Below are 21,667 nucleotides of genomic sequence, written 5' to 3'. Positions count from 1 at the left end.
GCTGTTGTCGGTGCCGTGAGGCAATATCGAGGGGTGACCCTCGTCCTGCTGTACCTCGTGGTGCTCGTGCTCGTCGGCATCGTCCTGTTCGCCGTGGGCAGCGTGCTCTTCGGCCGCGGTGAGGTGCTGCCGCCGCTGCCGCAGGCCACCACCGCCACCGTGCTGCCGGCATCCGGAGTCACCGGCGCCGACGTCGAGGCGGTGAAGTTCACCCAGGTGCTGCGCGGCTACAAGACCAGCGAGGTCGACTGGGTGCTCGACCGGTTGGGCCGCGAACTCGACATGCTGCGAGGCGAACTCGCCACGGTGCGCGCCGCGCATGGTCTCGACGGCCCCGCCGAGGGCGACGGACCGGACGGCGCGCATGCGCTGCCGGCAGAGCAGACCAGGGGCGACGCGTGACCGCGGCGCCCGCCGACCCACGGGTCCGCTGCGGCTGGATCGATCAATCACGGTTGTCGGCAGCAGATTTCGAGCTGTACCGGGACTACCACGACACCGAGTGGGGGCGGCCCCTGCGGGACTCGGCGGCCTTGTTCGAGCGGGTCAGCCTCGAAGCGTTCCAGAGCGGGCTGTCCTGGCTGATCATCCTTCGCAAGCGGGACAACTTCCGCGCTGCGTTCGACGGGTTCGAAGTCGAACGTATCGCCCGCTACACCGACCGCGACGTGGAACGGCTGATGGCCGATCCCGGGATCGTGCGCAACCGCGCCAAGATCGACGCCACCATCGCCAATGCACGGGTGGCCGCGGACATGGCCGACGCCGGTGACGATCTGGGGGAGTTGCTGTGGTCGTTCGCGCCGCCGGACCGTGTCACGCGGGTGCGGCCGGCCAGCATGTCGGAGATCGCGGCGGTGACGCCCGAGTCCAAGGCGATGGCCAAGGAACTCAAGAAGCGCGGTTTCCGTTTCGTCGGACCGACGACGGCCTATGCGCTGATGCAGGCCACCGGCATGGTCGACGATCACGTTGCCAACTGCTGGGTGCCGCGCGCCGACGGCGGCTGACAGGCCTCCGACGACTCGTTCGGGCAGCTATAGCCGGGTCTTCGCACACGAGTTGGCCGGGATAGGGAACAATGGAGGTCTGTAGCAGTTCAGAGCCGGGCGCTGTCAGCTCACGTCATAGGGCGCGAAGCTCCGGCTCTCACGGACAGACCGGGCCCTGACGGGCACGCCCATGTGGAGGGAGCACTCGATGGCGGCGATGAAGCCCCGGACCGGAGACGGTCCACTGGAAGCAACCAAGGAGGGGCGAGGCATCGTGATGCGGGTACCACTGGAAGGCGGTGGCCGGCTTGTCGTGGAACTGACTCCCGAAGAGGCCGCCGCGCTCGGCGACGAACTCAAGGGCGTGACCAGCTAGCGCGGTCGCAGACTAGTTCAAGACCTTGCGGTAGATCTGCAGGGTCTGCTCGGCGATGTGCGCCCAGGAGAATTCGTCGATGCACCGTTGACGTCCGTCGACCCCGTACCGGCGCGCCCGCTGCGGATCGGCGACGAGGGAATTGACCGCCTCCGCCAAGCCGCGCTCGAATGATGCGGTGTCGTCGGGGTCGTAGTGCACGAGCAGGCCGGTGCGCTGGTCGACCACCACCTCGGGGATTCCGCCGACGTCGGAGGCCACCACCGCCGTCGCGCACGCCATCGCCTCCAGGTTCACGATGCCCAACGGCTCGTAGACCGACGGGCATACGAACGTTGTTGCCGCCGAGAGGATTTCACGGATTTTCGGGGTGGGCAGCATCTCGCGGACCCAGAACACGCCCGTGCGGGCCTGCGACAGGGCCTGCACCGCGGAGGCCACCTCCTCGGCGATCTCCGGGGTGTCCGGGGCGCCCGCGCACAGCACAAGCTGCACCTCGGGGGCGAAGTGGTGCGCGGCCGCCACGAGGTGGGCGACCCCCTTCTGCCGGGTGATCCTGCCGACGAACGCGACCACCGGACGTGTGGGGTCGACGCCGAGCTTGGCCAGCACGGACTCGTCGGTGTCCGGTTCGGCGGGGTACCAGACCTCGGTATCGATGCCGTTGCGCACCACGTGTATTCGCTCGGGGTCCAGGGCCGGATACGTGCGCAACACGTCCGCACGCATTCCCGAACTCACCGCGATCACGGCGTCGGCCGCCTCCACGGCCGTCTTCTCCACCCACGACGAGATCCGGTAACCACCGCCGAGCTGTTCGGCCTTCCACGGCCGCATCGGTTCCAGCGAGTGCGCGGTGAGCACATGCGGGACTCCGTACAGCAGGGCGGCCAGATGTCCGGCCATCCCGGCGTACCACGTGTGGGAGTGCACCACCGTGGCCGCCGACGCCGAGTTGACCATGTTCAAATCGGCCGACAGCGTCGCCAGGGCCGGGTTGGCGCCGACGAGGGCGGCATCGGGTTGGGCAACCGTCACCCCTGGCCGCGGGGTGCCCATGCAGTGCACGTCGACCTCGCAAAGGTGGCGCAACTGGGCGACCAGTTCCGTGACGTGGACACCAGCACCGCCGTAAACCTCGGGTGGGTACTCCCGAGTCATCATCGCCACCCGCATGCTGTGACCGTATCCAACTTCGCGACGCGTCGCTTCGCATCCCCAATTGTCTTGATGGACAATCCGAGAACCCGCCGTCGTGGTTCGTGGCACGGCGCGCGGAAGCGCCAACAATAGCGCGAATGGCTAGCCGCCATCCCGGCGTGCGGATAGGTTGGAAACATGAGGGAAGCGCCACATGTGTTGGGCATCGTCCTCGCAGGCGGGGAGGGCAAGCGGCTGTATCCGCTGACTGCCGACCGCGCCAAGCCGGCGGTGCCCTTCGGGGGCGGCTACCGGCTCATCGACTTCGTGCTCTCCAATCTCGTCAACGCCCGATTCCTTCGGATCTGCGTGCTGACGCAATACAAGTCGCATTCGCTGGACCGCCACATCTCGCAGAACTGGCGGCTTTCGGGGCTTGCCGGCGAGTACATCACCCCGGTCCCGGCGCAGCAGCGGCTCGGCCCGCGCTGGTACACCGGCTCCGCCGACGCGATCTACCAGTCGATGAACCTGATCTACGACGAGGACCCCGACTACATCGTGATCTTCGGCGCGGACCACGTGTACCGGATGGATCCCGAGCAGATGGTCCAGCAGCACATCGAGAGCGGCGCCGGGGCGACCGTCGCCGGTATCCGGGTGCCGCGTGCCGAGGCCAGTGCGTTCGGCTGCATCGACTCCGACGACTCTGGTCGTATCCGCGGGTTCATCGAGAAGCCGGCCGATCCGCCCGGCACCCCCGACGACCCCGAGCAGACCTTCGTCTCGATGGGCAACTACATCTTCACCACCAAGGTGCTCATCGACGCCATCCGCGCCGATGCCGAGGACGACGATTCCGATCACGACATGGGTGGCGACATCATTCCGCGTTTGGTGGCCGACGGCATGGCGGCGGTGTACGACTTCAACGACAACGAGGTGCCGGGCGCCACCGAGCGCGACCACGGGTACTGGCGCGACGTCGGGACGCTGGACGCGTTCTACGACGCGCACATGGACCTGGTGTCGGTTCACCCGGTGTTCAACTTGTACAACAAGCGCTGGCCGATCCGCGGTGGAGCGGAGAACCTGGCGCCGGCGAAGTTCGTCAACGGTGGCTCTGCGCAGGAGTCGGTGGTCGGCGCGGGTAGCATCATTTCGGCTGCGTCAGTGCGCAATTCGGTGCTGTCGTCGAACGTGGTCATCGACGACGGCGCGATCGTCGAGGGTAGTGTGATCATGCCGGGCGCCCGCATCGGGCGCGGCGCCGTGGTGCGTCACGCGATCCTGGACAAGAACGTCGTCGTCGGTCCCGGCGAGATGGTCGGGGTGGATCTGGACAAGGACCGCGAGCGGTTCTCGATCAGTGCGGGCGGAGTGGTCGCCGTCGGCAAGGGCGTGTGGATTTAGCCGGACGACGATCAAGCGGCGAGGGACGAGCCGCGTTGAGGGGGCACCTCCCGCTTGCGGGGGAGAGTTCGGCAATCTGGGTTAGCCGGACGGTTTATGTGGCCTGCCTGGCGCGGCGCCGTCGGATCAGCCGGACGGCGGCCCACGCCAGCGCGCCGGCCACCACCAGGACGAGCACCGGCAACAGGATCGCGACGAAAACCAGCGCGACGCTGACGATGTCTTCCACAGTGCTCAGCACCGGGGCGGCGACACCGGCCGTTGCGACGTTGGCCGCGGGCCGCACCGTCGACTTCGTCAGCGAGACCACCAGCGCGACGACGACACCGATGACGACCGGGACCCACTGGCCCGTCTGCGCGAACGCGCCAGGGTCGGTGACCGCCGCGGTCTGTGCGGCGGTGCCCGACCCGAACACGATGCCGCCGGCGGTGGGCCGCACGAAGGTCTGGATGACGTCGTTGACGCTGTCAAGGGCGGGGACCTTGTCGGCGACGACCTCCACGACCAGCAGCACCGCCACGATGGCCATCACCCAGCCGTTCTCCAGCCATGCCCAGCCGGCCGGCAGGGTGACGAGGTCGGTGAACCGGGCCAGCAGGCCGAGCGTCAGCAGCGGGATGTAGGCGTTCAGTCCCGCCGCTGTCGCCAGTCCGAACCCGGTGAGCAACTCCATGCGATCAGTATGCGGCGGGTCACCACACCCCGGGGACGAGTCGGTAGCGCACCTGCCGGCGGTACTCGCGGTACCCGGCGAGCTCGGCGGTCAGCATCTTCTCCTCGTCGAGGATGCGGGCCACCAGCACCGGCGCCGACGCCGCCACACCGAGCAGCCCCCACAGCGAGCCCAGCGCCAGAGGCGTGCCGAGCATCATCACCACCGTGCCCGTGTACATCGGGTGGCGCACCAGCCCGTACAGCCCGGTCGAGACCAGCGGTTGGCCGGCCTCGACCCGGACGGTTGCCGCCGCATAGTGGTTCTGCACGACCACCAGCTGGGCTCCGCTCAGGCCGAGCGCGACCAGCGTGTTGCCCACGACGACGACCCACGCAGGCGCCGACGACCAACCGAAGCGATGGTCGAGCGCGGACAACACGAAGGTCGCGGTCACCAGCACCACGGTCAGTGTGATGATGAGCCGTTGCGCCGGACGGGTTTCCGCGGTCGGGCCGGCCTTCATTCGGCGCGCCAGCGCATCGGGGTGGCGCACCACCAGGAAGAAGGTGGGTCCCAGCGTCGTCACGATGAACACCGCCAGGAAGACCCAGGCCTGCCAGTAGTCGAAGGTTCCTGCGGGCCAGAAGAGCACCGCGACGAAGTACGCAGCGCCGAGCACCGACGATGCCAGCGTCTGGGCAACGAGCTTCACGGCGGACTCCTGTCGTTTCAGACCGCGTCGCGGTGTCGATACCTCACGGCAGCAACCACGGTCAAAGCTGCTGCCGCACAGCACATCACAAACCAGCCGAGGGCGGGGACATCGGCGGGGTAGCTGGTCTGCGCCACCGGCGACAGGTCGAGCAGCCAGCCGGGCAGTCGAAGCAGTGCGCCGAGGTAGAGCGACGCGACAACGAAAGTCACCGCCAGCCAACCGATCCAACGCTGGCGAAGCGCGACGGCGAGCGCCGCGACCCCGGCTAGCACCGCAAGTGCCGGCACGAAGGCCAGCCCGGCCAACGTCAGCCTGAGCACCGTTGCCGGTTCGCCCAACGTCACCCCGGCGCCGAGACCGTTGCCCAGACCCGCGAAGAACATCAGCACGCTTGCCCCCAGAACGGCCGACAGCACCGCCGTGGACAGCCAGCGCGGTCGTGACACCGCACCGGCCAGCACGGCTTCGCCGAGACCGGACTGCTCGTCGGCAAACACCCGCAACACCGCGGACACCACGTATGCGCCCGCCGCGGCCGCGAGGAACTGCGTCATCGTGGTGTACACGCCGTCCAGGCCCTGGCTCGACACGATGCGGGCCAGCAACTCGTTGTCGTGTGCGGCCTCCAGCAGCGACTTCGTCATCGAGCCGAAGGCCAGTCCGGCCGCGAACAGACCGACCGACCAGCCGAGGGTCTGCCCGCGCTGCAGCCTCAGATGCAGGGCCAGCACTCCGCGGATCGGGCGGGCGTTGGGGCTCTCTCCACTGGACACGATGGTGGCGTCGTCGTACTCGCGCTGCACTTCGAGGGCCGCGGCGATCGCGACCAGCGTCAGCGACAACGCCGACAGGAGCGCCAGCGGCCACCAGCGCAGCTCGACGAAGGGGCGCATCTGTTGGCCCCATGCGATGGGGGAGAACCAGCTCAGCACGCTGCCCGAGTTGTCGATCACGTCTCCGATGCCGCGGACCAGGGCGGCCAGCGCGAGGGTGGCCATCGCCGCGCCCGTCGCGGCGCGCGCCGCCCGCCACATCTGGGCGGTGACAGCGGCGACGGCACCGAACACCATGGCCACCGCCGTGACCCCGACGCACATCGCGGCGGAGTCGACGACGCCCAACCCGCCGGCGGCCATCGCCGCCGTCGTCGTCACGGCCAGCACGACATTGACGGCCGCCACGAGGATCAACGCAGCAGTGGTGCGGGCATATCGGCCGACCACCGAAGCCAGCGCCAGTTCGGCGGCGCCGCTTTCCTCCTCGGCGCGGGTGTGCCGGATCACGGTGAGAATAGCCAGGATCGACGTGGCGATGATCATCGTGAGCATCAACTCGTTGGCCATCATCGCGCCCAGATCGGTCTCGTTGCCGCCGAACATGGGTCCGCCCAACATCATCCCGGCGGGCGTCTTGAGCAGGTCTACCCGCGCCTGACGCTGGGCCTCCTCCGGGTAGGCGAGCTCGATGGCACCGGGAGCGTAGGCCGTCATTGCCGTGAGCGCGGCGATCCAGACGGACAGCCGGACCCGGTCGCGGCGCAACGCCAGCCCGATCAGATCACCGGTGCCCGTCCACGGTGACCTCGCGGCCGGGGCCGCGTGCCGGCCCCGGGTCGGCAGCTCGGCGGTGGTGCTCATCGGCCGGCGCCCTGGTACTCGCGCAGGAACATGTCCTCCAGCGACGCCGGTGCCACCGTCAGCTCGTCGATGCCCAGGCCGCTGAGGTCGGCCATTACGCGGTCGAGGTCGTCGCGGTCCACCGAGAAGCGCAGGTGGCCGTCATCGGAGCGGAGGTCGTGGACGTAGGGCGCCTGCCGCAAGTGCTCGCCGTCGCCGCGCGTGCGGGCGGTGACGGTGGTGCGCATCAGATGCCGCATCTGCGCCAGTGCGCCGGACCGGACCGTGCGGCCGGCACGCACGATCGTGACCGTGTCGCAGAGCTTTTCGACCTCGGCGAGGATGTGGCTGGACAGCAACACCGCCGCGCCCTGCCCGGCCACCTCGTGCACACACTGCTGAAAGGCTTGCTCCATCAACGGATCCAGGCCCGAGGTCGGTTCGTCGAGGACGAAGAGCTCGCTGCGGGTGCTGAACGCGGCGACGATCGCGACCTTCTGCCGGTTACCCTTGGAGTAGGTGCGTGCCTTCTTGTGCGGGTCCAGTTCGAAGCGTTCGATCAGTTGGTCGCGGCGCCGCGTGTCGACGGTGCCGTCGCCGCGCAGCGCAGCCAGGAAGTCGATGGCCTGCATCCCGGTGAGGTTCGGCCACAGGGTCACATCGCCGGGCACGTAGGCGATCCGGCGGTGCAGATCCACGGCGTCGCGCCACGGGTCGCGGCCCAGCAACCGGACGGTGCCACCGTCGGCGCGCAGCAGCCCGAGCAGCACCCGGATGGTGGTGGACTTGCCTGCCCCGTTGGGGCCGAGGAATCCGGCCACATCGCCAGGGGCGACGGTGAGGTCCAGCCCGTCGAGAGCCTTGGTGTGGCCGAAGGACTTTCGCAGTCCGTGAATGTCGACCGCGAACCCGGTGTCAGTCATCGTGCGCTCCTTCTGTCGAAGTGAACGGAATGCCCTGCGCGCGTCTGGCGACGAAGGCGTCGTACATCGTCGAGTCGGTCATCAGTCCGTTGGTGTAGAGCTCCAGGGCGGGCAGCACCATCTCCTCGCTGTAGTCGCGCAGGACCGCCCGCAGATCGGTCGGGTTGTCGTGCATCTGCAGGTACAGCAGGAAACCGCCGCCGCCGGCCATCGCCAGGAAGCGCGCCCGGCCCCTCGGGTCCGCGCCGGGCTTTACGGTGCCGGCCCGCACACCTTCTTCGATGTACTGCTCGGTATTGTCGATCATGTTCTGCCACAACATCTTTGCCAGCTCGCCGCCGGTCTGCAGGGTACGCACCAGGTAGGCCATCAGTGGGGCGTACTCCTCGATCTCGGCCATCTGGGCAAGCCACGTCGCCGGATCGGAGGACTGGATCGCCTCGCTCTTGCTGGCCCGCACCGTCTCGGCGACGAAGTCGTCACACGCCTTGCGCAGGCCGTCCTTGGAGCCGAAGTGGTGAATCACCAGGCCGGGGCTGACGTCCGCGGCGGAGGCGATGGATCGCACCCCGACGGCGAATCCGTCGCGGCCGAACAGGTCGATGGCGGCATCGCGGATCCGGGCTGCCGCGGTCAGGTCATCGGCTGAACGCATGTTTAGTACGCTAAACATGCGTTCAGTCGAGCGTCAACACTCGACCGCGTCAAAAAGTCGTCAAGATGCATCCGCGGAATAGCAGTCCTGGTCGCGGAGGGGGCGGCGCGCAGCCAGGAACTCTATTCCGCGGGCAAGGCGGGAAGAATCAGTCGCGGGCCGCGGCGAGAAGCCCGTCGCCGAGGGGTATGAGCACGGGCGTCAGCCGGTCGTCCTCGGCGATCAGCCGCGCCGCCTCGCGCACCGCGGCGACTTCGCTGTCTTTGGCCGTGGCGTCCCCGGCCCGGCCGCCGAGCGCGGCACGATGCACGACGATCGCGCCGCCGGGCCGCAGCAACCGGACGCCCTCGGTGACGAAATGTGGCTGGTCGGCCGGTACGGCATCGATGAAGACGAGGTCATAGGACTCGTCGGCCAACCGGGTGAGCACTTCCTGGGCGCGTCCGCTGATCAGCCGGGTCCGTCCCGGACCCACGCCGGCCTCGCTGAAGGCCTGCTTGGCGATGCGCTGATGCTCGGGTTCGACGTCGATCGTGGTCAGCACACCGTCCTCGCGCATGCCCGACAGCAACCACAGGCCGCTGACGCCGGCCCCGGTGCCGACCTCGACCACCGCGCGGGCGCCGGTCAGCTTCGCCAGTACGCACAGCAGCGCCCCGACCGCAGGACTGACCGCGCCTGCACCGATGTCGACCGCGCGCTCCCGGGCCGCGGCGACGATGGCGTCCTCGGAGATCGAGTGCTCGGCGTGGTTGACGATCGCCTCGGCCTGACGTGCCCGCGCGGTGGGATCGCCGGAGCCCACCCCGGGCTCGTCAGTGCTGGCCATGCCCGCAGCGTAGGGCCAAAGCGGGGACTGCCGCGACACCGACACGCCCGGTCCGCGGCGCGGAAACCGGCTCCGTACGCCGTCGTTTCCGCTGGTGAAAAAAGGGGTAGAGATCTTTCTCAGGAAATGTTCAGTTTGCTCATATGCCTGGCACACCCCGACACGAGACGGTGAACGCATGACAGACGGCGCATTCAGCGCACGCCCCGACCACGCGCGTGACGGGAACAACATCCCGGCAGGCCGCGTTGTCGACTTTGAGCGGTCGTCTACCGGTGACCGCACCCATCTCGAAACGGAGGATCCGACGACCACCACACAGGCGCCGACCGCCGCTCCCGTGGCCGCCCCGGTGACCATGGCGCACCTTGAGCAGTTCACCGATGCCGCGTGGGTGGAACCGGCAGATGAGTTGACCGGCACCGCGGTGTTCGACGCCACCGGTGACAAGGCCGCGATGCCGAGCTGGGACGAGCTGGTCCGTCAGCACGCCGACCGGGTGTACCGGCTCGCCTACCGCCTGTCCGGCAACCAGCACGACGCCGAGGATCTGACCCAGGAGACGTTCATCCGCGTCTTCCGGTCGGTGCAGAACTACCAGCCGGGCACCTTCGAAGGCTGGTTGCACCGCATCACGACCAACCTGTTCCTCGACATGGTCCGCCGCCGCGGCCGGATCCGCATGGAGGCGCTGCCCGAGGATTACGACCGGGTGCCCGCCGACGAGCCGAACCCCGAGCAGATCTACCACGACTCCCGCCTCGGCCCGGACCTTCAGGCCGCGCTGGACTCGCTGGCTCCGGAGTTCCGCGCCGCGGTCGTCCTGTGTGACATCGAAGGCCTCTCCTACGAGGAGATCGGCGCCACGCTGGGCGTCAAGCTGGGAACCGTGCGAAGCAGGATTCACCGGGGCCGGCAGGCGTTGCGCGAGTATCTGGCACGCCATTCCGACGCCGGCGCAGGACGGGACACGGCCAGATCCGCCTGACGTTCGGCCGATACCGCGCAGCGTGCCGCGCTACATTCGAAGTAGGTATTTCGACCGGGCATGCCGGCCGACGGCAGGCTGAGAGGAGCTCAGGTGGTGTTCGATCCCGGACATGCGTTCCGCCGCGCCTTCTCCTGGCTCCCCTCCCAGCTGGCTTCCCAGAGCGACGACCCGGTCGGGCCGAGGCAGTTCGGGTCGACCGAGCATCTGTCGATCGAGGCGGTGGCCGCGTTCGTCGACGGTGAGCTGCGCATGTCGGCTCACCTGCGCGCCGCCCACCACCTGTCCCTGTGTCCGGAATGTGCGCTTGAGGTCGATGCTCAGCGGCAGGCGCGGGAGGCGTTGCGGGAATCGCGACCGGTCGCCATGCCGAGTTCTTTGCTGGGACTGTTGTCCCAGATCCCGAACCACACTCCTGCCGAAGCGGCGGAGCCTGCTGATTCACCGCAGTTAGCTGACGGGGCTCAGCGGTCCCGTCGCAAGCGCCGGTAGGGTAGATGCGAAGCCGACCACCGACGTGGTCGGTCATTGCCGGCACCCCGACCGTGGGGTGATGGAAGGGCATGGAAGGGCGATATACGGGTGACGAATCTGGACCAGACCGGTCGGGAACGCCTCGAGCCGCGGCCGGTGTCGCGTCCGCCGGTTGATCCGGCGGCCCAGCGCGCCTTCGGCCGGCCCACCGGAGTGAACGGCTCGTTCCTGGGTGCCGACCAGCATCACGACCAGGGGGAGTACACCCCGAAGGATCAGGCGCCCGATCCGGTGCTCGCGGAGGCCTTCGGCCGTCCGTATCAGGGCGGCGACTCGCTGCAGCGCCATCCGACCGACGCCGGCGCCCTCGACGCCGAGCGTGACGGTGATGCCGACGAGCTCGACGACCCGTGGCGCAACCCGGGCGCCGCGGCCGCACTGGGCACGCCCGCGCTCGCCCCGACCGGCCCCACCCAGGCCGCCGCGCCCGTGGGAAAGCTCGGAGTTCGGGACGTGTTGTTCGGCGGCAAGGTGTCCTACGTCGCCCTCGTGGTGCTCGCGCTCGTCGCGCTCGTCATCGGTGTCGCCGGTGGCTGGGTGGGCCGCACCACCGCGGAGGTGGTCTCGGCGTTCACCACCTCGAAGGTCACGTTGCAGACCGGCGGCGGCGGAGGCGATGAAGCCCAGGGTCAGTTCGCTAAAGTTGCTGCCGCGGTTGCGGATTCGGTGGTGACGATCGAGGCGACCAGCAAGACGGAGGGTTCGCAGGGTTCCGGTGTGGTCGTCGATGGTCGCGGCTACATCGTCACCAACAATCACGTGATCTCCGAGGCCGCCACCAACCCCAGCGAGTTCAAGATGTCGGTGGTGTTCAACGACGGCACCGAGGTGCCCGCGAACCTCGTCGGCCGTGATCCCAAGACCGACCTCGCGGTGCTCAAGGTCGACAACGTCGACAACCTTTCCGTCGCGCGGATGGGTGACTCCGAGAAGCTGCGCGTGGGCGAAGAGGTCATCGCCGCCGGCGCCCCGCTCGGGCTCAGGAGCACCGTCACGCACGGCATCATCAGCGCACTGCACCGGCCCGTGCCGCTGTCGGGTGACGGGTCGGACACCGACACCGTCATCGACGGCGTGCAGACCGATGCGTCGATCAACCACGGCAACTCCGGCGGCCCGCTGATCAACATGAACTCCGAGGTGATCGGCATCAACACCGCCGGTAAGTCGTTGTCCGACAGTGCCAGCGGCCTCGGTTTCGCGATCCCGGTCAACGAGGTCAAGCGGGTCGTCGAGACGTTGATCAAGAACGGCAAGATCGCGCACCCGACGCTGGGGCTGACGGCGCGGTCGGTGAGCAACGACCTGGCCAAGGGCGCACAGATCGCCGACATCTCGCCGAACAGCCCGGCCGAGCGGGCGGGCATCCTGGAGAACGACGTCGTCGTCAAGGTGGGTGACCGTAAGGTGGCAGACGCCGACGAGTTCATCGTCGCCGTGCGGCAGCTCGCCATCGGTCAGCCGGCTCCCATCGAGGTCCTGCGTGACGGGCGCCCCGTGGTTCTCACGGTGACTCCCAACGGCGACGACAGCACGTAGACATGTTCGCCAATGTCGGCTGGGGCGAGATGCTGGTCCTGGTGATCGCCGGTCTGGTGATCCTGGGGCCGGAACGGCTGCCCGGGGCCATCCGCTGGACCGCCGGGGCGGTGCGCCAGGCGCGCGACTACGTCACCGGTGCCACCAGCCAGCTTCGTGAGGAGCTCGGCACCGACTTCGACGATCTGCGGGAGCCGCTCTCGGAGCTGCAGAGGCTGCGCGGTATGACCCCGCGCGCGGCGCTGACCAAACACCTTCTCGACGGCGATGATTCGATCTTCACCGGCAAGTTCGACCAGAACGGCAAGTCCGAGAAGCCAGAGCAGAAGCCGGAGAAGCCACAGTCGGCGCCGGGGCCCGCCGCGGCGGTGCCGGATCAGCAGCCGGCCGGTGGGCCGTCGGGTTCGACGCCGTACGACACCGACGCGACCTGACCGCGGAGGCCGGGTCAGCGGCCGGCGGGATCCAGACCCAGCGACATCCCGGCCAGACCGCGTTTGCGGCTCGACAGCGCGTCGGCGATCTTGCCCAGTTCCCTGCCTGCGGGTGAGTCCGGCGCGCTGAGCACCAGCGGCACACCGGAGTCGCCGGCGGCCACCAGTTCCGGATCCAGGGGTACCTGGCCCAGCAGCGGTACGTCGGCGCCGACGGCCCGGGACAGGCTCTCGGCGACCTGGCGCCCACCGCCCTCCCCGAACATCTTGATGACGGGTCCGTCGACCATGTTCTCCACCACACCGGCGATGCGCTGACGGGTCTGCAGCGCGATCGCCCCGGCCCGCTCGGCGACTTCCGCGGCAGCCAGCTGCGGGGTCGTGACGACGAGTATCTCGGCGCCGGGAATCAGCTGGGCCACCGAGATCGCGATGTCGCCGGTGCCCGGCGGCAGGTCGAGGAGCAGCACGTCGAGGTCCCCCCAGTACACGTCGGCGAGGAACTGCTGCAGGGCGCGATGCAGCATCGGCCCGCGCCACACCACAGGCGTGTTGCCTTGGGTGAACATCGCGATGGAGATCACCCGCACGTCGTGCGCGACGGGCGGCAGGATCATCGAGTCGACCTGGGTCGGTCGGTCGGTCGTGCCCATCATCCTGGGTACGGAGTGGCCGTAGATGTCGGCGTCCAGGAGCCCGACCGACAGTCCGCGGGCGGCCATCGCGGCGGCCAGGTTCACCGTGATGCTGGACTTACCGACGCCGCCCTTGCCCGACGCCACGGCGTACACCCGGGTCAGCGACCCCGGCTGGGCGAACGGGATCACCGGTTCGCGGGAATCGCCACGCAGCTGCTTGCGCAGCTCGGCGCGCTGTTCGTCGTTCATCACGTCGAGGCTGACCTTGACGGCGCCGGTCCCGGGCACGTCCTGCACCGCGCGGGTCACGCGGTCGGAGATCTCGGTCTTCTTCGGGCACGCGGCGGTGGTCAGATACACCTCGACGTGAACCGAGGCGTCGGCGTCGACCGTGACGTTCTTGACCATGCCCACTTCGGTGATCGGCCGCCGAAGCTCGGGGTCGATCACCTTGGTGAGTGCGGCGCGGACGGCCGCTTCCAGGTCAGTCGGAGTTGATGTCATCACCGGCGAGTCTAGGCCGCCGACCTCCGTGGGCCCGCATGCGGGCGACGGCGGGATTCAGCCCACGGGGCCGGGAGCGGGTCCCGGAGCGGGAGGCATGCCCGGCAGCGCGGGCGCCGGTGGTGGCGGCGGGCCTGCGGGAAGCAGCGGGGCCGGGCCAGGTGCAGGCGGCAACCCCAGGGGGCCGGCGGGCGCCGGCGCAGGTGCGGGCGCGGCAGGCGGTAGATCCTTGATGCAGAACACCGCACACTCCGGCTGCTGCTGAGGCTGCTGCATCCACGGCGGCACCCAGGCGGGCGGAGGTGGGGCGACCGGTTCGGGTACCGCCAGGGGAGCAGGCGCGGGTCCGGGCAGGGGGCCGAGCGTCTGGCCGGGCACGAAGCCGGGCAGGTTCGTATTGATCTGGCTGGCCACATCCGTGCGGGTCATCAGCGGGATCAGCGAAAGCGGGTCGTTGGCGGGCAGGCCGGTGGCATTCAGCGGCAGGCCCGGGCCGATGCCTTCGGGCCGGTCCAGGTGGCTGTCGCCGATCGTGCCCAGCGCGGGAACCTCACCGGTGATCGGCGGCAGGTCGACGGGCACGACCCCCGTCGCGTACGCGGCAGCCCAGCTCAGGACGTTCTGGGTGTACGCCATCGAGTTGTTGTAGCGCAGGATCGCGGCGATCACGTCGGGCTGGTTGCGCAGGTTCATGCCGCCGCTGCACAGGTAGCGGGCCGCCGCCAGTGTCGCGTCGAACAGGTTCTGCACGTCCGCCTTGCCGTCGCCGTCGCCGTCGGAGGCGTACCGCGACCAGGTTCCGGGCAGGAACTGCATCGGGCCCATGGCGCGGGCGTAGACGACCCGGTCGGCCGCCCGGCTCTGCACGATGACCTCGTTGCCGGGCAGGGTGCCGTCCAGCGCGGGTCCGTAGATCGGGCGCACCGCGGTGCCGCGGGAGTCGGTGGCGCCGCCGTAGGCGTGCATGGACTCGATGCGGCCGATGCCGGCCAGCAGGTTCCAGCTCAACCCGCAGCCCGGTTGGGCCGCCGCCATCGTCGTCTCGGCATTGCGGTAGGCGGCCAGCGCCATCGACGGAATGCGCAGGGTGCCTGGGGAATTGAGAATCATCGGGGGCGGCGGCGCCGTCGCTGTGCTGGCCACGGTGCGCAACGGTGCCGGTGCCTTGGCCACGGCGACCACGGACGGGCCGGACCGGTCGTCGGCCGACGGTGCGACCGCGGCGAGCGGCATCACCGCGGAATCGCGTGTCGGCGTGGTCGTCGACGGGGCGGCGGCGCCGACGGCGCCGGCCAGTACGAGTGGGGTGAGGACGGCGGCGACGCCGAACGCCGGCATCCGGATGAAGTGCCCAGTTCGCTGCCGCGCCGCTACGAGGGCCGCTCCTCCCCGTATATGCACTCGACCGTCCTAGCTGTTAGAGCGTCTGTGAATCAAGTCACCATACCTATTCGGCAACGCCGGTGTTACAGCAATCGCTGCGCTGCCTCAGCCCGATTTCTTCGACTTGCGCTCACCCGCGTCTCGTTTGCTCGCGCCACCGGTTTCGGCGCGATCCCGGGAGTGCAGTTCCTGGATCAGTTCCCGGATCTCCTCCAACTCGCGGCGCAGGTAGTCGCGGGTGGCGACCTCGCCGACGGCCAGTCGAAGCGCCGCCAGCTCGCGGGCCAGGAATTCGGTGTCGGCCTTGGTCTGTTCGGCGCGCCTGCGGTCTTCCTCGAGCGCGACGCGGTCGCGGTTCTCCTGGCGGTTCTGCGCGAGCAGGATCAGCGGCGCCGCGTAGGCCGCCTGCGTGGAGAACGCGAGGTTGAGCAGGATGAACGGGTAGGGATCCCACTGCCAGGCGAACGCGCCCAGGTTGAGCAGCACCCACACGATGACGAGGATCGTCTGGATCGCCAGGTAGCGGCCGGTGCCGAGGAACCGCGCGATGCGTTCGCTGAACCGGCCCACCGCCTCGATGTCGAGTCGGGGTGCCAGGCCCCGGGAAACCCTGGGCGTGTCGAGGCGCTGCCGCGACGACGCGTCGCTCATGTCGCCTTCTCCGCGGTCACGATCACCGGCTCGGCTTCGCGGTCACGCCAGTCGTCGGGCAGCAGATGGTCGAGCACGTCGTCGACCGAGACCGCGCCGAGCAGGTGGCTCTCCTCGTCGACCACCGGTCCGCACACCAGGTTGTAGGCGGCGAAGTAGCGTGTCAGGGCGCCGAGCGAGTCCTCGGGGCGCAGGCTGGGCAGGTCGGTGTCGACGATGCCGCTGACCAGACCGGCGGGAGGTTCACGCAGCAGTCGCTGCAGGTGCACGCAGCCCAGGTAGCGGCCGGTCGGGGTGGACGTCGGTGGCCGCACCACGAACACCACCGAGGCCAGCGCCGGGGTCAGGTCCGGATCACGCACTCGCGCAAGGGCTTCGGCGACAGTGGTGTCCGGTGCGAGCACCACCGGCTCCGAGGTCATCAGGCCGCCCGCGGTGTCCGGCGAGTGACTGAGCAGGCGGCGCACGTCCTCGGAGTCCTCCGGATCCATCCGGCGCAGGAACTGCTCGGCGTCCGCCGGCGTCATCGTGCCCAGCAGGTCGGCGGCGTCGTCGGGGTCCATAGCCTCGAGCACGTCGGCGGCGCGGTCGGTCTTCAGTTGCCGCAGCAGGGCCACCTGCTGATCCTCGGGCAGTTCCTGCAGCACGTCGGCCAGGCGTTCGTCGTCGAGCGCGTTGACGACCTCGTAGCGCCGCTTGTTCGGCAGCTCCCGGATCGCGTCGGCCACCTCGACGGCGCGCTGACCCTCGAACTGCTCGAGCAGCTGCGCCACCCCCTGGTCGGGCATCGCCAGACCGGACGGCGTGAGACCTTGCACGTTCTGCCACTCGACGGTGTAGACGTTGCTCCGCCGACCCAGCCGCCGCTGCTGGCGGACGGCCACCTTGGTGACCATCCAGTCACGGGCCCGGGTCTGCTCGATCGCCAGATCGACCACGACGACATCGACGCCGGCCAGCTGCGGCAGGTCCGGGTCGTCGACCCGGACCCGGGTCTCGATGACCTGACCCAACACCAGAACCTCGCCGGGACGCTGGGAGAAGCGCCGCAACGACACGTTGCCGGTCGACAACGTCACCGCGCCCGGCTCGATCGCCGTGACCCGCAGGATCGGCACGAAAATCCTTCTGCGGGTCATCAATTCGATGACCAGCCCGAGCACCCGCGGCTGGTGGCGGACGAGGCTGATACCGATGACCACATCGCGGACGCGGCCGATGGATTCGCCGTCGGGACCCAGCACGACCATGCCCGCGAGCCGAGCCGCGTAGACCCTGTTGACCGACACCATGGTTGTAAAGGGTAGAGAGTGTTGTTGTGGAAAACCGGTATCGACCCCGTCGGACGTGCCTGTCCGTGCCGGGCAGCAGCGCGAAGATGATCCAGAAGGCCAAGACCCTTCCCGCCGACGAGGTGTTCCTCGACCTCGAAGACGCCGTGGCGCCCGGCGCGAAAGAGCAAGCGCGGGGTCAGGTCGCCGCGGCGCTCGCGGAGCCGGGCTGGGCCGGACAGTTGCGCGGTGTGCGCGTCAACGACTGGACCACGCCGTGGACCCACGCCGACATCATCGAGGTGGTTGCCAGGGCCGGCGCGTCGCTGGACATCGTGGTGCTGCCCAAGGTGACCGACGTGTCGCACGTGCACGCGCTGGATCTGCTGCTCAGCCAACTGGAGGCGACGCACGGTCTCCCGTTGGGGCGCATCGGCATCGAGGCGCAGATCGAGGATGCCAAGGGGTTGACGAACGTCGACGCCATCGCCTCCGCCCCGCGGGTGCAGGCCCTGGTGCTCGGCCCCGCCGACCTGATGGCGAGCCTGAACATGCGCACGCTGGAGGTCGGTGAACAACCGGAGGGCTACACCGAGGGCGACGCCTATCACCACGTGCTGATGCGCATTCTGGTCGCGGCCAGAGCCAACGGGATCGCCGCGATCGACGGCCCGTATCTGAAGGTGCGCGATGTCGCGTCGTTCCGCCGGGTGGCCGGGCGCTCGGCAGCGCTCGGATACGACGGAAAGTGGGTGCTGCACCCCGACCAGATCGAGGCGGGCAACGAGATCTTCAGCCCGCGTCAGCAGGCGTACGACCACGCCGAACTGATCCTGGAGGCCTACGAGTGGCACACCTCGCAGGCCGGTGGCGCCAGGGGCGCGGTGATGCTGGGCGACGAGATGATCGACGAAGCCAGCCGCAAGATGGCGCTCGTGATCGCAGGCAAGGGGCGCGCCGCGGGGATGCAGCGCACGGGCGAGGGGTTCCGGCCGCCCAGCTGACCGGTCAGGAAGCCATCACGGCAACGGTGGCGATGCCGCTGATCAGCAGGGTGATGACACCGACGATGATGCCGGCGACGGCCAGACCCTGGCCTTCGGCGCGGGTCTGTTTGATCTGGCTGAGCGCGATGACGCCCATCGCGATGCCGGCGATCGAACCGATACAGCAGAACAGGCCGACGCATGAGGCCACCAGCGACGCGATCGCCAGCGAGTTGGTGCCCTGCGGGGCGGGCGCGCCGTATCCGTAGCCCGCATCCGGATAGCCACCGGCAGGCGGGTATCCGCCGGGCATCGTCCCGTACGGCGGCGGGGGCGGATAGGACGGCGCACCGTATCCGGGAGCGCCGTAGCCCGGGTAGGGCGGGGGCGGTCCGGCGTCGGGGTAGGGCGGCGGATAGCCGGCGGGCGGTGGCGGATAGTCCGGTGCCGCGAAACCGCCCGACGGCGGATAGCCGGGCTGCTGTTCGTACCCGGGGCTCGGCGGGTAGGCGGGCGGCGCGTCGTAGGCCGGCGGCGGGAGGTAGTCCTGGGCCGGTGGCGGGGCGCTCTGCGTCTGCTCGATGGGGGGCGGTTCGTAACCGGCCGCGGACGGCTCGGACCCACTTGCGGTGGAATCCGAAGATTCGCCCCGGCCTGCGTCGTTGTCCGAACTTGTCATGCTGATCAACCTAGCCTAAGCGCAGGTAACCCGAGGTGAACCCGGCTCGGGGCACCTTCAATGGGTGCCGCGCGTTGATCAAGAGGACTAGCGTTTGCATGGGACGTACCGAAGGAGTGCAGAGACGATGACCAGTCCGTTCCAGCCAGGACAGAATCCCGCTGCGGCGGCCGGTGGCCCGGCGGCGGGACGGGGTCGCCCGGTGGGCTTGCCGACTCCGCCGAAGGGCTGGCCGATCGGGTCCTACCCCACCTACGCCGAGGCGCAGCGTGCGGTCGATCACCTGTCGGACCAACAGTTCCCGGTCGAACACGTCACGATCGTGGGTGTCGACCTGATGCAGGTCGAGCGGGTGACGGGCAGGTTGACCTGGCCGAAGGTGCTCGGCGGTGGGGTGCTCACCGGTGCATGGCTGGGCCTGTTCATCGGCCTCGTTCTGGGCTTTTTCAGCCCCAACCCGTGGAGTGCGCTCATCACGGGTCTGGTCGCCGGTGTGTTCTTCGGGTTGATCACCTCGGCGATCCCTTACGCGATGGCTCGCGGCACAAGAGATTTCAGCTCGACGATGCAGCTGGTCGCCGGACGTTACGACGTGCTGTGCGATCCGGGCAGCGCCGAGCGTGGCCGGGATCTGCTCGCGCGACTGACCATCTAACTCCCCGCGAGCGTGCGTGTCTGCGGGCGCCACGCCGGTGGATATCCGTACTTTGCGCACGCTCGCCCGTACGGAGAATGTTGCGCGTCGCACTCTCTTCGCTCTACGGTTTGCGCTCGATGGCTGAGATCGTTCTGGACAGGGTGACCAAGAGCTATGCGGACGGTACGGCGGCCGTCAAGGACCTGTCGATCACAGTCGCCGACGGCGAGTTCGTCATCCTGGTCGGCCCGTCGGGGTGCGGTAAATCCACCACGCTCAACATGATCGCCGGGCTCGAGGAGATCACGTCCGGTGAATTGCGCATCGACGGCGAGCGGGTCAACGAGCGGTCGACGAAGGACCGGGACATCGCGATGGTGTTCCAGTCCTACGCGCTCTACCCGCATATGACTGTGCGGCAGAACATCGGGTTCCCGCTGACCCTGGCCAAGCTGAGTAGGCAGGAGATCGCCGAGAAGGTCGAGCAGACCGCGAAAACTCTTGACCTGACCGATCTTCTGGACCGCAAACCCGACCAGCTTTCCGGCGGGCAGCGCCAGCGGGTCGCGATGGGCCGCGCCATCGTGCGAAACCCGAAGGCGTTCCTGATGGATGAGCCGCTGTCCAATCTCGACGCCAAGCTGCGGGTCCAGATGCGCGGCGAGATCGCCCGGCTGCAGAAGAGAGTCGGGACGACGACCGTCTACGTCACCCACGACCAGACGGAGGCGATGACTCTCGGCGATCGCGTGGTGGTGATGCTGGGCGGTGCCGTCCAGCAGATCGGTACACCTGACGAGTTGTACCGCGGCCCTGCGAATCTGTTCGTCGCTGGCTTCATCGGCTCCCCGGCGATGAACTTCTTTCCCGCAGCCCTGACCGAGATCGGTGTTCGGCTGCCGTTCGGCGAGATCCCGCTGACCGGGCAGGTGTACGAACGACTCAAGGGTCACCGGACCTGCGATGACCTGATCGCCGGGATCCGCCCTGAGCACCTCGAGGACGCCGCGGTGATCGACGCGTATGCCAGGATCGGCGCGCTCGTCTTCGACGTGACGGTCGAGATGGTGGAGTCGCTGGGCGCCGACAAGTACGTGTATTTCGGTGTCGACGGCCCCGGCGCCGAGGCGGTGCAGCTCACGGAGGTCGCCGCTGAGTCGACGGTCGGTGAGAACGAGTTTGTCGCACGGGTTCCGGCGCAGTCCGGTGCGGCGGTGGGGCGGACGCTGCAGCTGGCCCTGAATCCCGACAACGTCCTGCTTTTCGATCCGCGCACGGGTGCCAACCTCTCGCTTCCGGCGGTCGGTGCGTGAGCGACATCCTCGGCGTGGTCCGCGCGCACGTGCGGGAGCACTTCGTGCGCAACGGCATCACGGCCGAGCCGGACACGGCCAGCGTCACGTTCCTGGGTGCCGACCGGATCGACGTGATGCGCTTCGCGGGGCCGGGAGACGTTGCGGTGCACTATGTTTCGCTCGGATGCTCACGGTATCCGATGGTGGACCCGACGGAGATGGTCGCCGATCCTGTGCAGGGTCCCAGGGCGGAGGTGGTCGTCGCGCTGCGGGGGCCTTCGCCGGCGGGATTGTCGCGGTCGGTGGCGGTCGTCGCGGCGGCTCCGGCGGTCGAGGGTCTGGTGCTGGCACCCGATGCGCTGGTGGACCTGGAGATGCCGCTGTGGGAGGGTGCGCCCTTCACGGCGTTTCTGTTGGGCCGCAGCGACATCGAGGACGTCGTCCTGCCTGACCCGCTGTCGCCCGTCGTGGTGCTTTCGGCGGTGCCGATCACGGCGACGGAGGCGGCCTGGGTGCGGCTCAAGGGGGCCGAGGCGATGCGGGAGGCGTGGGTTCAGGACGGGGTCGACCCCACGGACCCACGGCGGCGGGCCGCCAGTCCGTCGTGAGCGGCGGGCCGCCAGTCCGTCGTGAGCGGCGGGCCGCCAGTCCGTCGTGAGCGGCGGGCCGCCAGTCCGTCGTGAGCGGCGGGCCGCCAGTCCGTCGTGAGCGGCGGGCCGCCGTCAGCGCCGAAGTTGCATTCCGTACGCCAAATCCTGTGAAAGACCGCGTGGAGTGCTCGTTCGGCCGGAACGCCTTGCTCCCGCGGCTG

At 69.0% G+C, this 21,667-nt stretch carries 24 protein-coding genes; 12 read left to right on the top strand and 12 right to left on the bottom strand.

The genetic code is table 11. From position 1 onward, the window contains the following. Positions 1–33 precede the first annotated feature (33 nt). The 3 genes from BN976_RS10955 (at position 34) to BN976_RS32575 (ending at position 1,368) form a co-directional block, all read left to right on the top strand. Entirely contained in the window at positions 34–402 is a 369-nt protein-coding gene (locus BN976_RS10955; RefSeq protein WP_036370731.1) for a DivIVA domain-containing protein, read from the top strand. Beyond that, complete coding sequence (locus BN976_RS10950) at positions 399–1,010, top strand: DNA-3-methyladenine glycosylase I (protein ID WP_036370729.1); 612 nt, start codon at positions 399–401, stop codon at positions 1,008–1,010. Before BN976_RS10955 ends, BN976_RS10950 begins: the two co-directional genes overlap by 4 nt. A 190-nt stretch (positions 1,011–1,200) precedes the next feature. After that, positions 1,201–1,368, top strand: a complete 168-nt coding sequence (locus BN976_RS32575) for a DUF3117 domain-containing protein (protein WP_003931055.1) — start codon at positions 1,201–1,203, stop codon at positions 1,366–1,368. Positions 1,369–1,380: 12 nt separating this feature from the next. Here the strand turns inward: BN976_RS32575 and glgA are convergent, their stop codons facing one another. Beyond that, on the bottom strand, positions 1,381–2,544 hold the full coding sequence (gene glgA / locus BN976_RS10945; protein ID WP_109489592.1) for a glycogen synthase: 1,164 nt from the start codon (positions 2,542–2,544) through the stop codon (positions 1,381–1,383). 162 nt (positions 2,545–2,706) lie between these two features. Between glgA and glgC the strand changes: the two genes are divergently transcribed. Further along, positions 2,707–3,921 (top strand): glucose-1-phosphate adenylyltransferase, encoded by a 1,215-nt coding sequence (gene glgC / locus BN976_RS10940; protein WP_011781656.1) that lies wholly within the window; start codon positions 2,707–2,709, stop codon positions 3,919–3,921. A gap of 94 nt (positions 3,922–4,015) precedes the next feature. On the opposite strand, the gene BN976_RS10935 is transcribed toward glgC, so the two are convergent. From BN976_RS10935 to BN976_RS10910, 6 genes are all read right to left on the bottom strand, one after another. Beyond that, positions 4,016–4,597 carry a DUF4126 domain-containing protein gene (locus BN976_RS10935; RefSeq protein WP_036370728.1) on the bottom strand — a complete coding sequence of 194 codons (582 nt, stop codon included), beginning with the start codon at positions 4,595–4,597 and terminating at the stop codon, positions 4,016–4,018. Positions 4,598–4,616: 19 nt separating this feature from the next. Further along, entirely contained in the window at positions 4,617–5,291 is a 675-nt protein-coding gene (locus BN976_RS10930; protein WP_036370727.1) for a methyltransferase family protein, read from the bottom strand. Positions 5,292–5,308: 17 nt separating this feature from the next. Beyond that, positions 5,309–6,931 carry an ABC transporter permease gene (locus BN976_RS10925; RefSeq protein WP_036370726.1) on the bottom strand — a complete coding sequence of 541 codons (1,623 nt, stop codon included), beginning with the start codon at positions 6,929–6,931 and terminating at the stop codon, positions 5,309–5,311. Continuing rightward, positions 6,928–7,833 carry an ABC transporter ATP-binding protein gene (locus tag BN976_RS10920; protein ID WP_011781652.1) on the bottom strand — a complete coding sequence of 302 codons (906 nt, stop codon included), beginning with the start codon at positions 7,831–7,833 and terminating at the stop codon, positions 6,928–6,930. The genes BN976_RS10925 and BN976_RS10920 overlap by 4 nt, the downstream gene beginning before the upstream one ends. Beyond that, on the bottom strand, positions 7,826–8,488 hold the full coding sequence (locus BN976_RS10915; RefSeq protein ID WP_036370725.1) for a TetR/AcrR family transcriptional regulator: 663 nt from the start codon (positions 8,486–8,488) through the stop codon (positions 7,826–7,828). The genes BN976_RS10920 and BN976_RS10915 overlap by 8 nt, the downstream gene beginning before the upstream one ends. A 148-nt stretch (positions 8,489–8,636) precedes the next feature. Further along, complete coding sequence (locus BN976_RS10910) at positions 8,637–9,317, bottom strand: O-methyltransferase (RefSeq protein WP_036370724.1); 681 nt, start codon at positions 9,315–9,317, stop codon at positions 8,637–8,639. Between the two features lie 178 nt (positions 9,318–9,495). Here BN976_RS10910 and sigE point away from each other — a divergent pair, with 178 nt between their 5' ends. The 4 genes from sigE (at position 9,496) to tatB (ending at position 12,812) form a co-directional block, all read left to right on the top strand. Beyond that, positions 9,496–10,305: an RNA polymerase sigma factor SigE gene (sigE, locus tag BN976_RS10905; RefSeq protein ID WP_036370721.1), complete on the top strand. Its 810-nt coding sequence runs from the start codon at positions 9,496–9,498 to the stop codon at positions 10,303–10,305. 96 nt (positions 10,306–10,401) lie between these two features. Continuing rightward, entirely contained in the window at positions 10,402–10,797 is a 396-nt protein-coding gene (gene rseA / locus BN976_RS10900) for an anti-sigma E factor RseA (RefSeq protein WP_036371325.1), read from the top strand. Positions 10,798–10,887: 90 nt separating this feature from the next. Continuing rightward, positions 10,888–12,378, top strand: coding sequence for a serine protease HtrA (htrA, locus tag BN976_RS10895; protein ID WP_036370719.1), 1,491 nt, complete (start codon positions 10,888–10,890; stop codon positions 12,376–12,378). A 2-nt stretch (positions 12,379–12,380) separates the two neighbouring features. Next, positions 12,381–12,812 carry a Sec-independent protein translocase protein TatB gene (gene tatB, locus BN976_RS10890; protein WP_036370717.1) on the top strand — a complete coding sequence of 144 codons (432 nt, stop codon included), beginning with the start codon at positions 12,381–12,383 and terminating at the stop codon, positions 12,810–12,812. Positions 12,813–12,826: 14 nt separating this feature from the next. Here tatB and BN976_RS10885 read toward each other — a convergent pair whose 3' ends face one another. From BN976_RS10885 to BN976_RS10870, 4 genes are all read right to left on the bottom strand, one after another. Next, positions 12,827–13,954: an Mrp/NBP35 family ATP-binding protein gene (locus BN976_RS10885; protein ID WP_036370715.1), complete on the bottom strand. Its 1,128-nt coding sequence runs from the start codon at positions 13,952–13,954 to the stop codon at positions 12,827–12,829. A 57-nt stretch (positions 13,955–14,011) separates the two neighbouring features. After that, entirely contained in the window at positions 14,012–15,355 is a 1,344-nt protein-coding gene (locus BN976_RS10880; protein ID WP_036370713.1) for a lytic transglycosylase domain-containing protein, read from the bottom strand. A gap of 87 nt (positions 15,356–15,442) precedes the next feature. Next, positions 15,443–15,988, bottom strand: a complete 546-nt coding sequence (locus tag BN976_RS10875) for a DUF1003 domain-containing protein (RefSeq protein WP_011781642.1) — start codon at positions 15,986–15,988, stop codon at positions 15,443–15,445. After that, entirely contained in the window at positions 15,985–17,280 is a 1,296-nt protein-coding gene (locus tag BN976_RS10870; protein WP_011781641.1) for a magnesium transporter MgtE N-terminal domain-containing protein, read from the bottom strand. Before BN976_RS10870 ends, BN976_RS10875 begins: the two co-directional genes overlap by 4 nt. A gap of 26 nt (positions 17,281–17,306) precedes the next feature. On the opposite strand from BN976_RS10870, the gene BN976_RS10865 reads away from it, so the two are divergent. Beyond that, positions 17,307–18,263: an HpcH/HpaI aldolase/citrate lyase family protein gene (locus BN976_RS10865; RefSeq protein WP_036370710.1), complete on the top strand. Its 957-nt coding sequence runs from the start codon at positions 17,307–17,309 to the stop codon at positions 18,261–18,263. Between the two features lie 4 nt (positions 18,264–18,267). On the opposite strand, the gene BN976_RS10860 is transcribed toward BN976_RS10865, so the two are convergent. Then, on the bottom strand, positions 18,268–18,924 hold the full coding sequence (locus BN976_RS10860) for a DUF4190 domain-containing protein (protein ID WP_036370708.1): 657 nt from the start codon (positions 18,922–18,924) through the stop codon (positions 18,268–18,270). 127 nt (positions 18,925–19,051) lie between these two features. Between BN976_RS10860 and BN976_RS10855 the strand changes: the two genes are divergently transcribed. The 3 genes from BN976_RS10855 to BN976_RS10845 all read left to right on the top strand — a co-directional run bounded on the left by BN976_RS10855 (position 19,052) and on the right by BN976_RS10845 (position 21,464). Continuing rightward, positions 19,052–19,579, top strand: coding sequence for a YflT domain-containing protein (locus tag BN976_RS10855; protein WP_036370705.1), 528 nt, complete (start codon positions 19,052–19,054; stop codon positions 19,577–19,579). Positions 19,580–19,698: 119 nt separating this feature from the next. Further along, a complete protein-coding gene (locus BN976_RS10850; protein WP_036371323.1) occupies positions 19,699–20,874 on the top strand; it encodes an ABC transporter ATP-binding protein in 1,176 nt (391 codons plus the stop codon). Beyond that, entirely contained in the window at positions 20,871–21,464 is a 594-nt protein-coding gene (locus BN976_RS10845) for a suppressor of fused domain protein (RefSeq protein ID WP_036370703.1), read from the top strand. Before BN976_RS10850 ends, BN976_RS10845 begins: the two co-directional genes overlap by 4 nt. Positions 21,465–21,667: the final 203 nt, after the last annotated feature.

The sequence above is a fragment of the Mycolicibacterium austroafricanum genome (genome assembly GCF_000612725.1).
Classification (GTDB): Bacteria; Actinomycetota; Actinomycetes; order Mycobacteriales; family Mycobacteriaceae; genus Mycobacterium; species Mycobacterium austroafricanum.
Note: the sequence above shows the minus strand (reverse complement) of the source record. Positions and strands in the feature narration are given on the sequence as shown.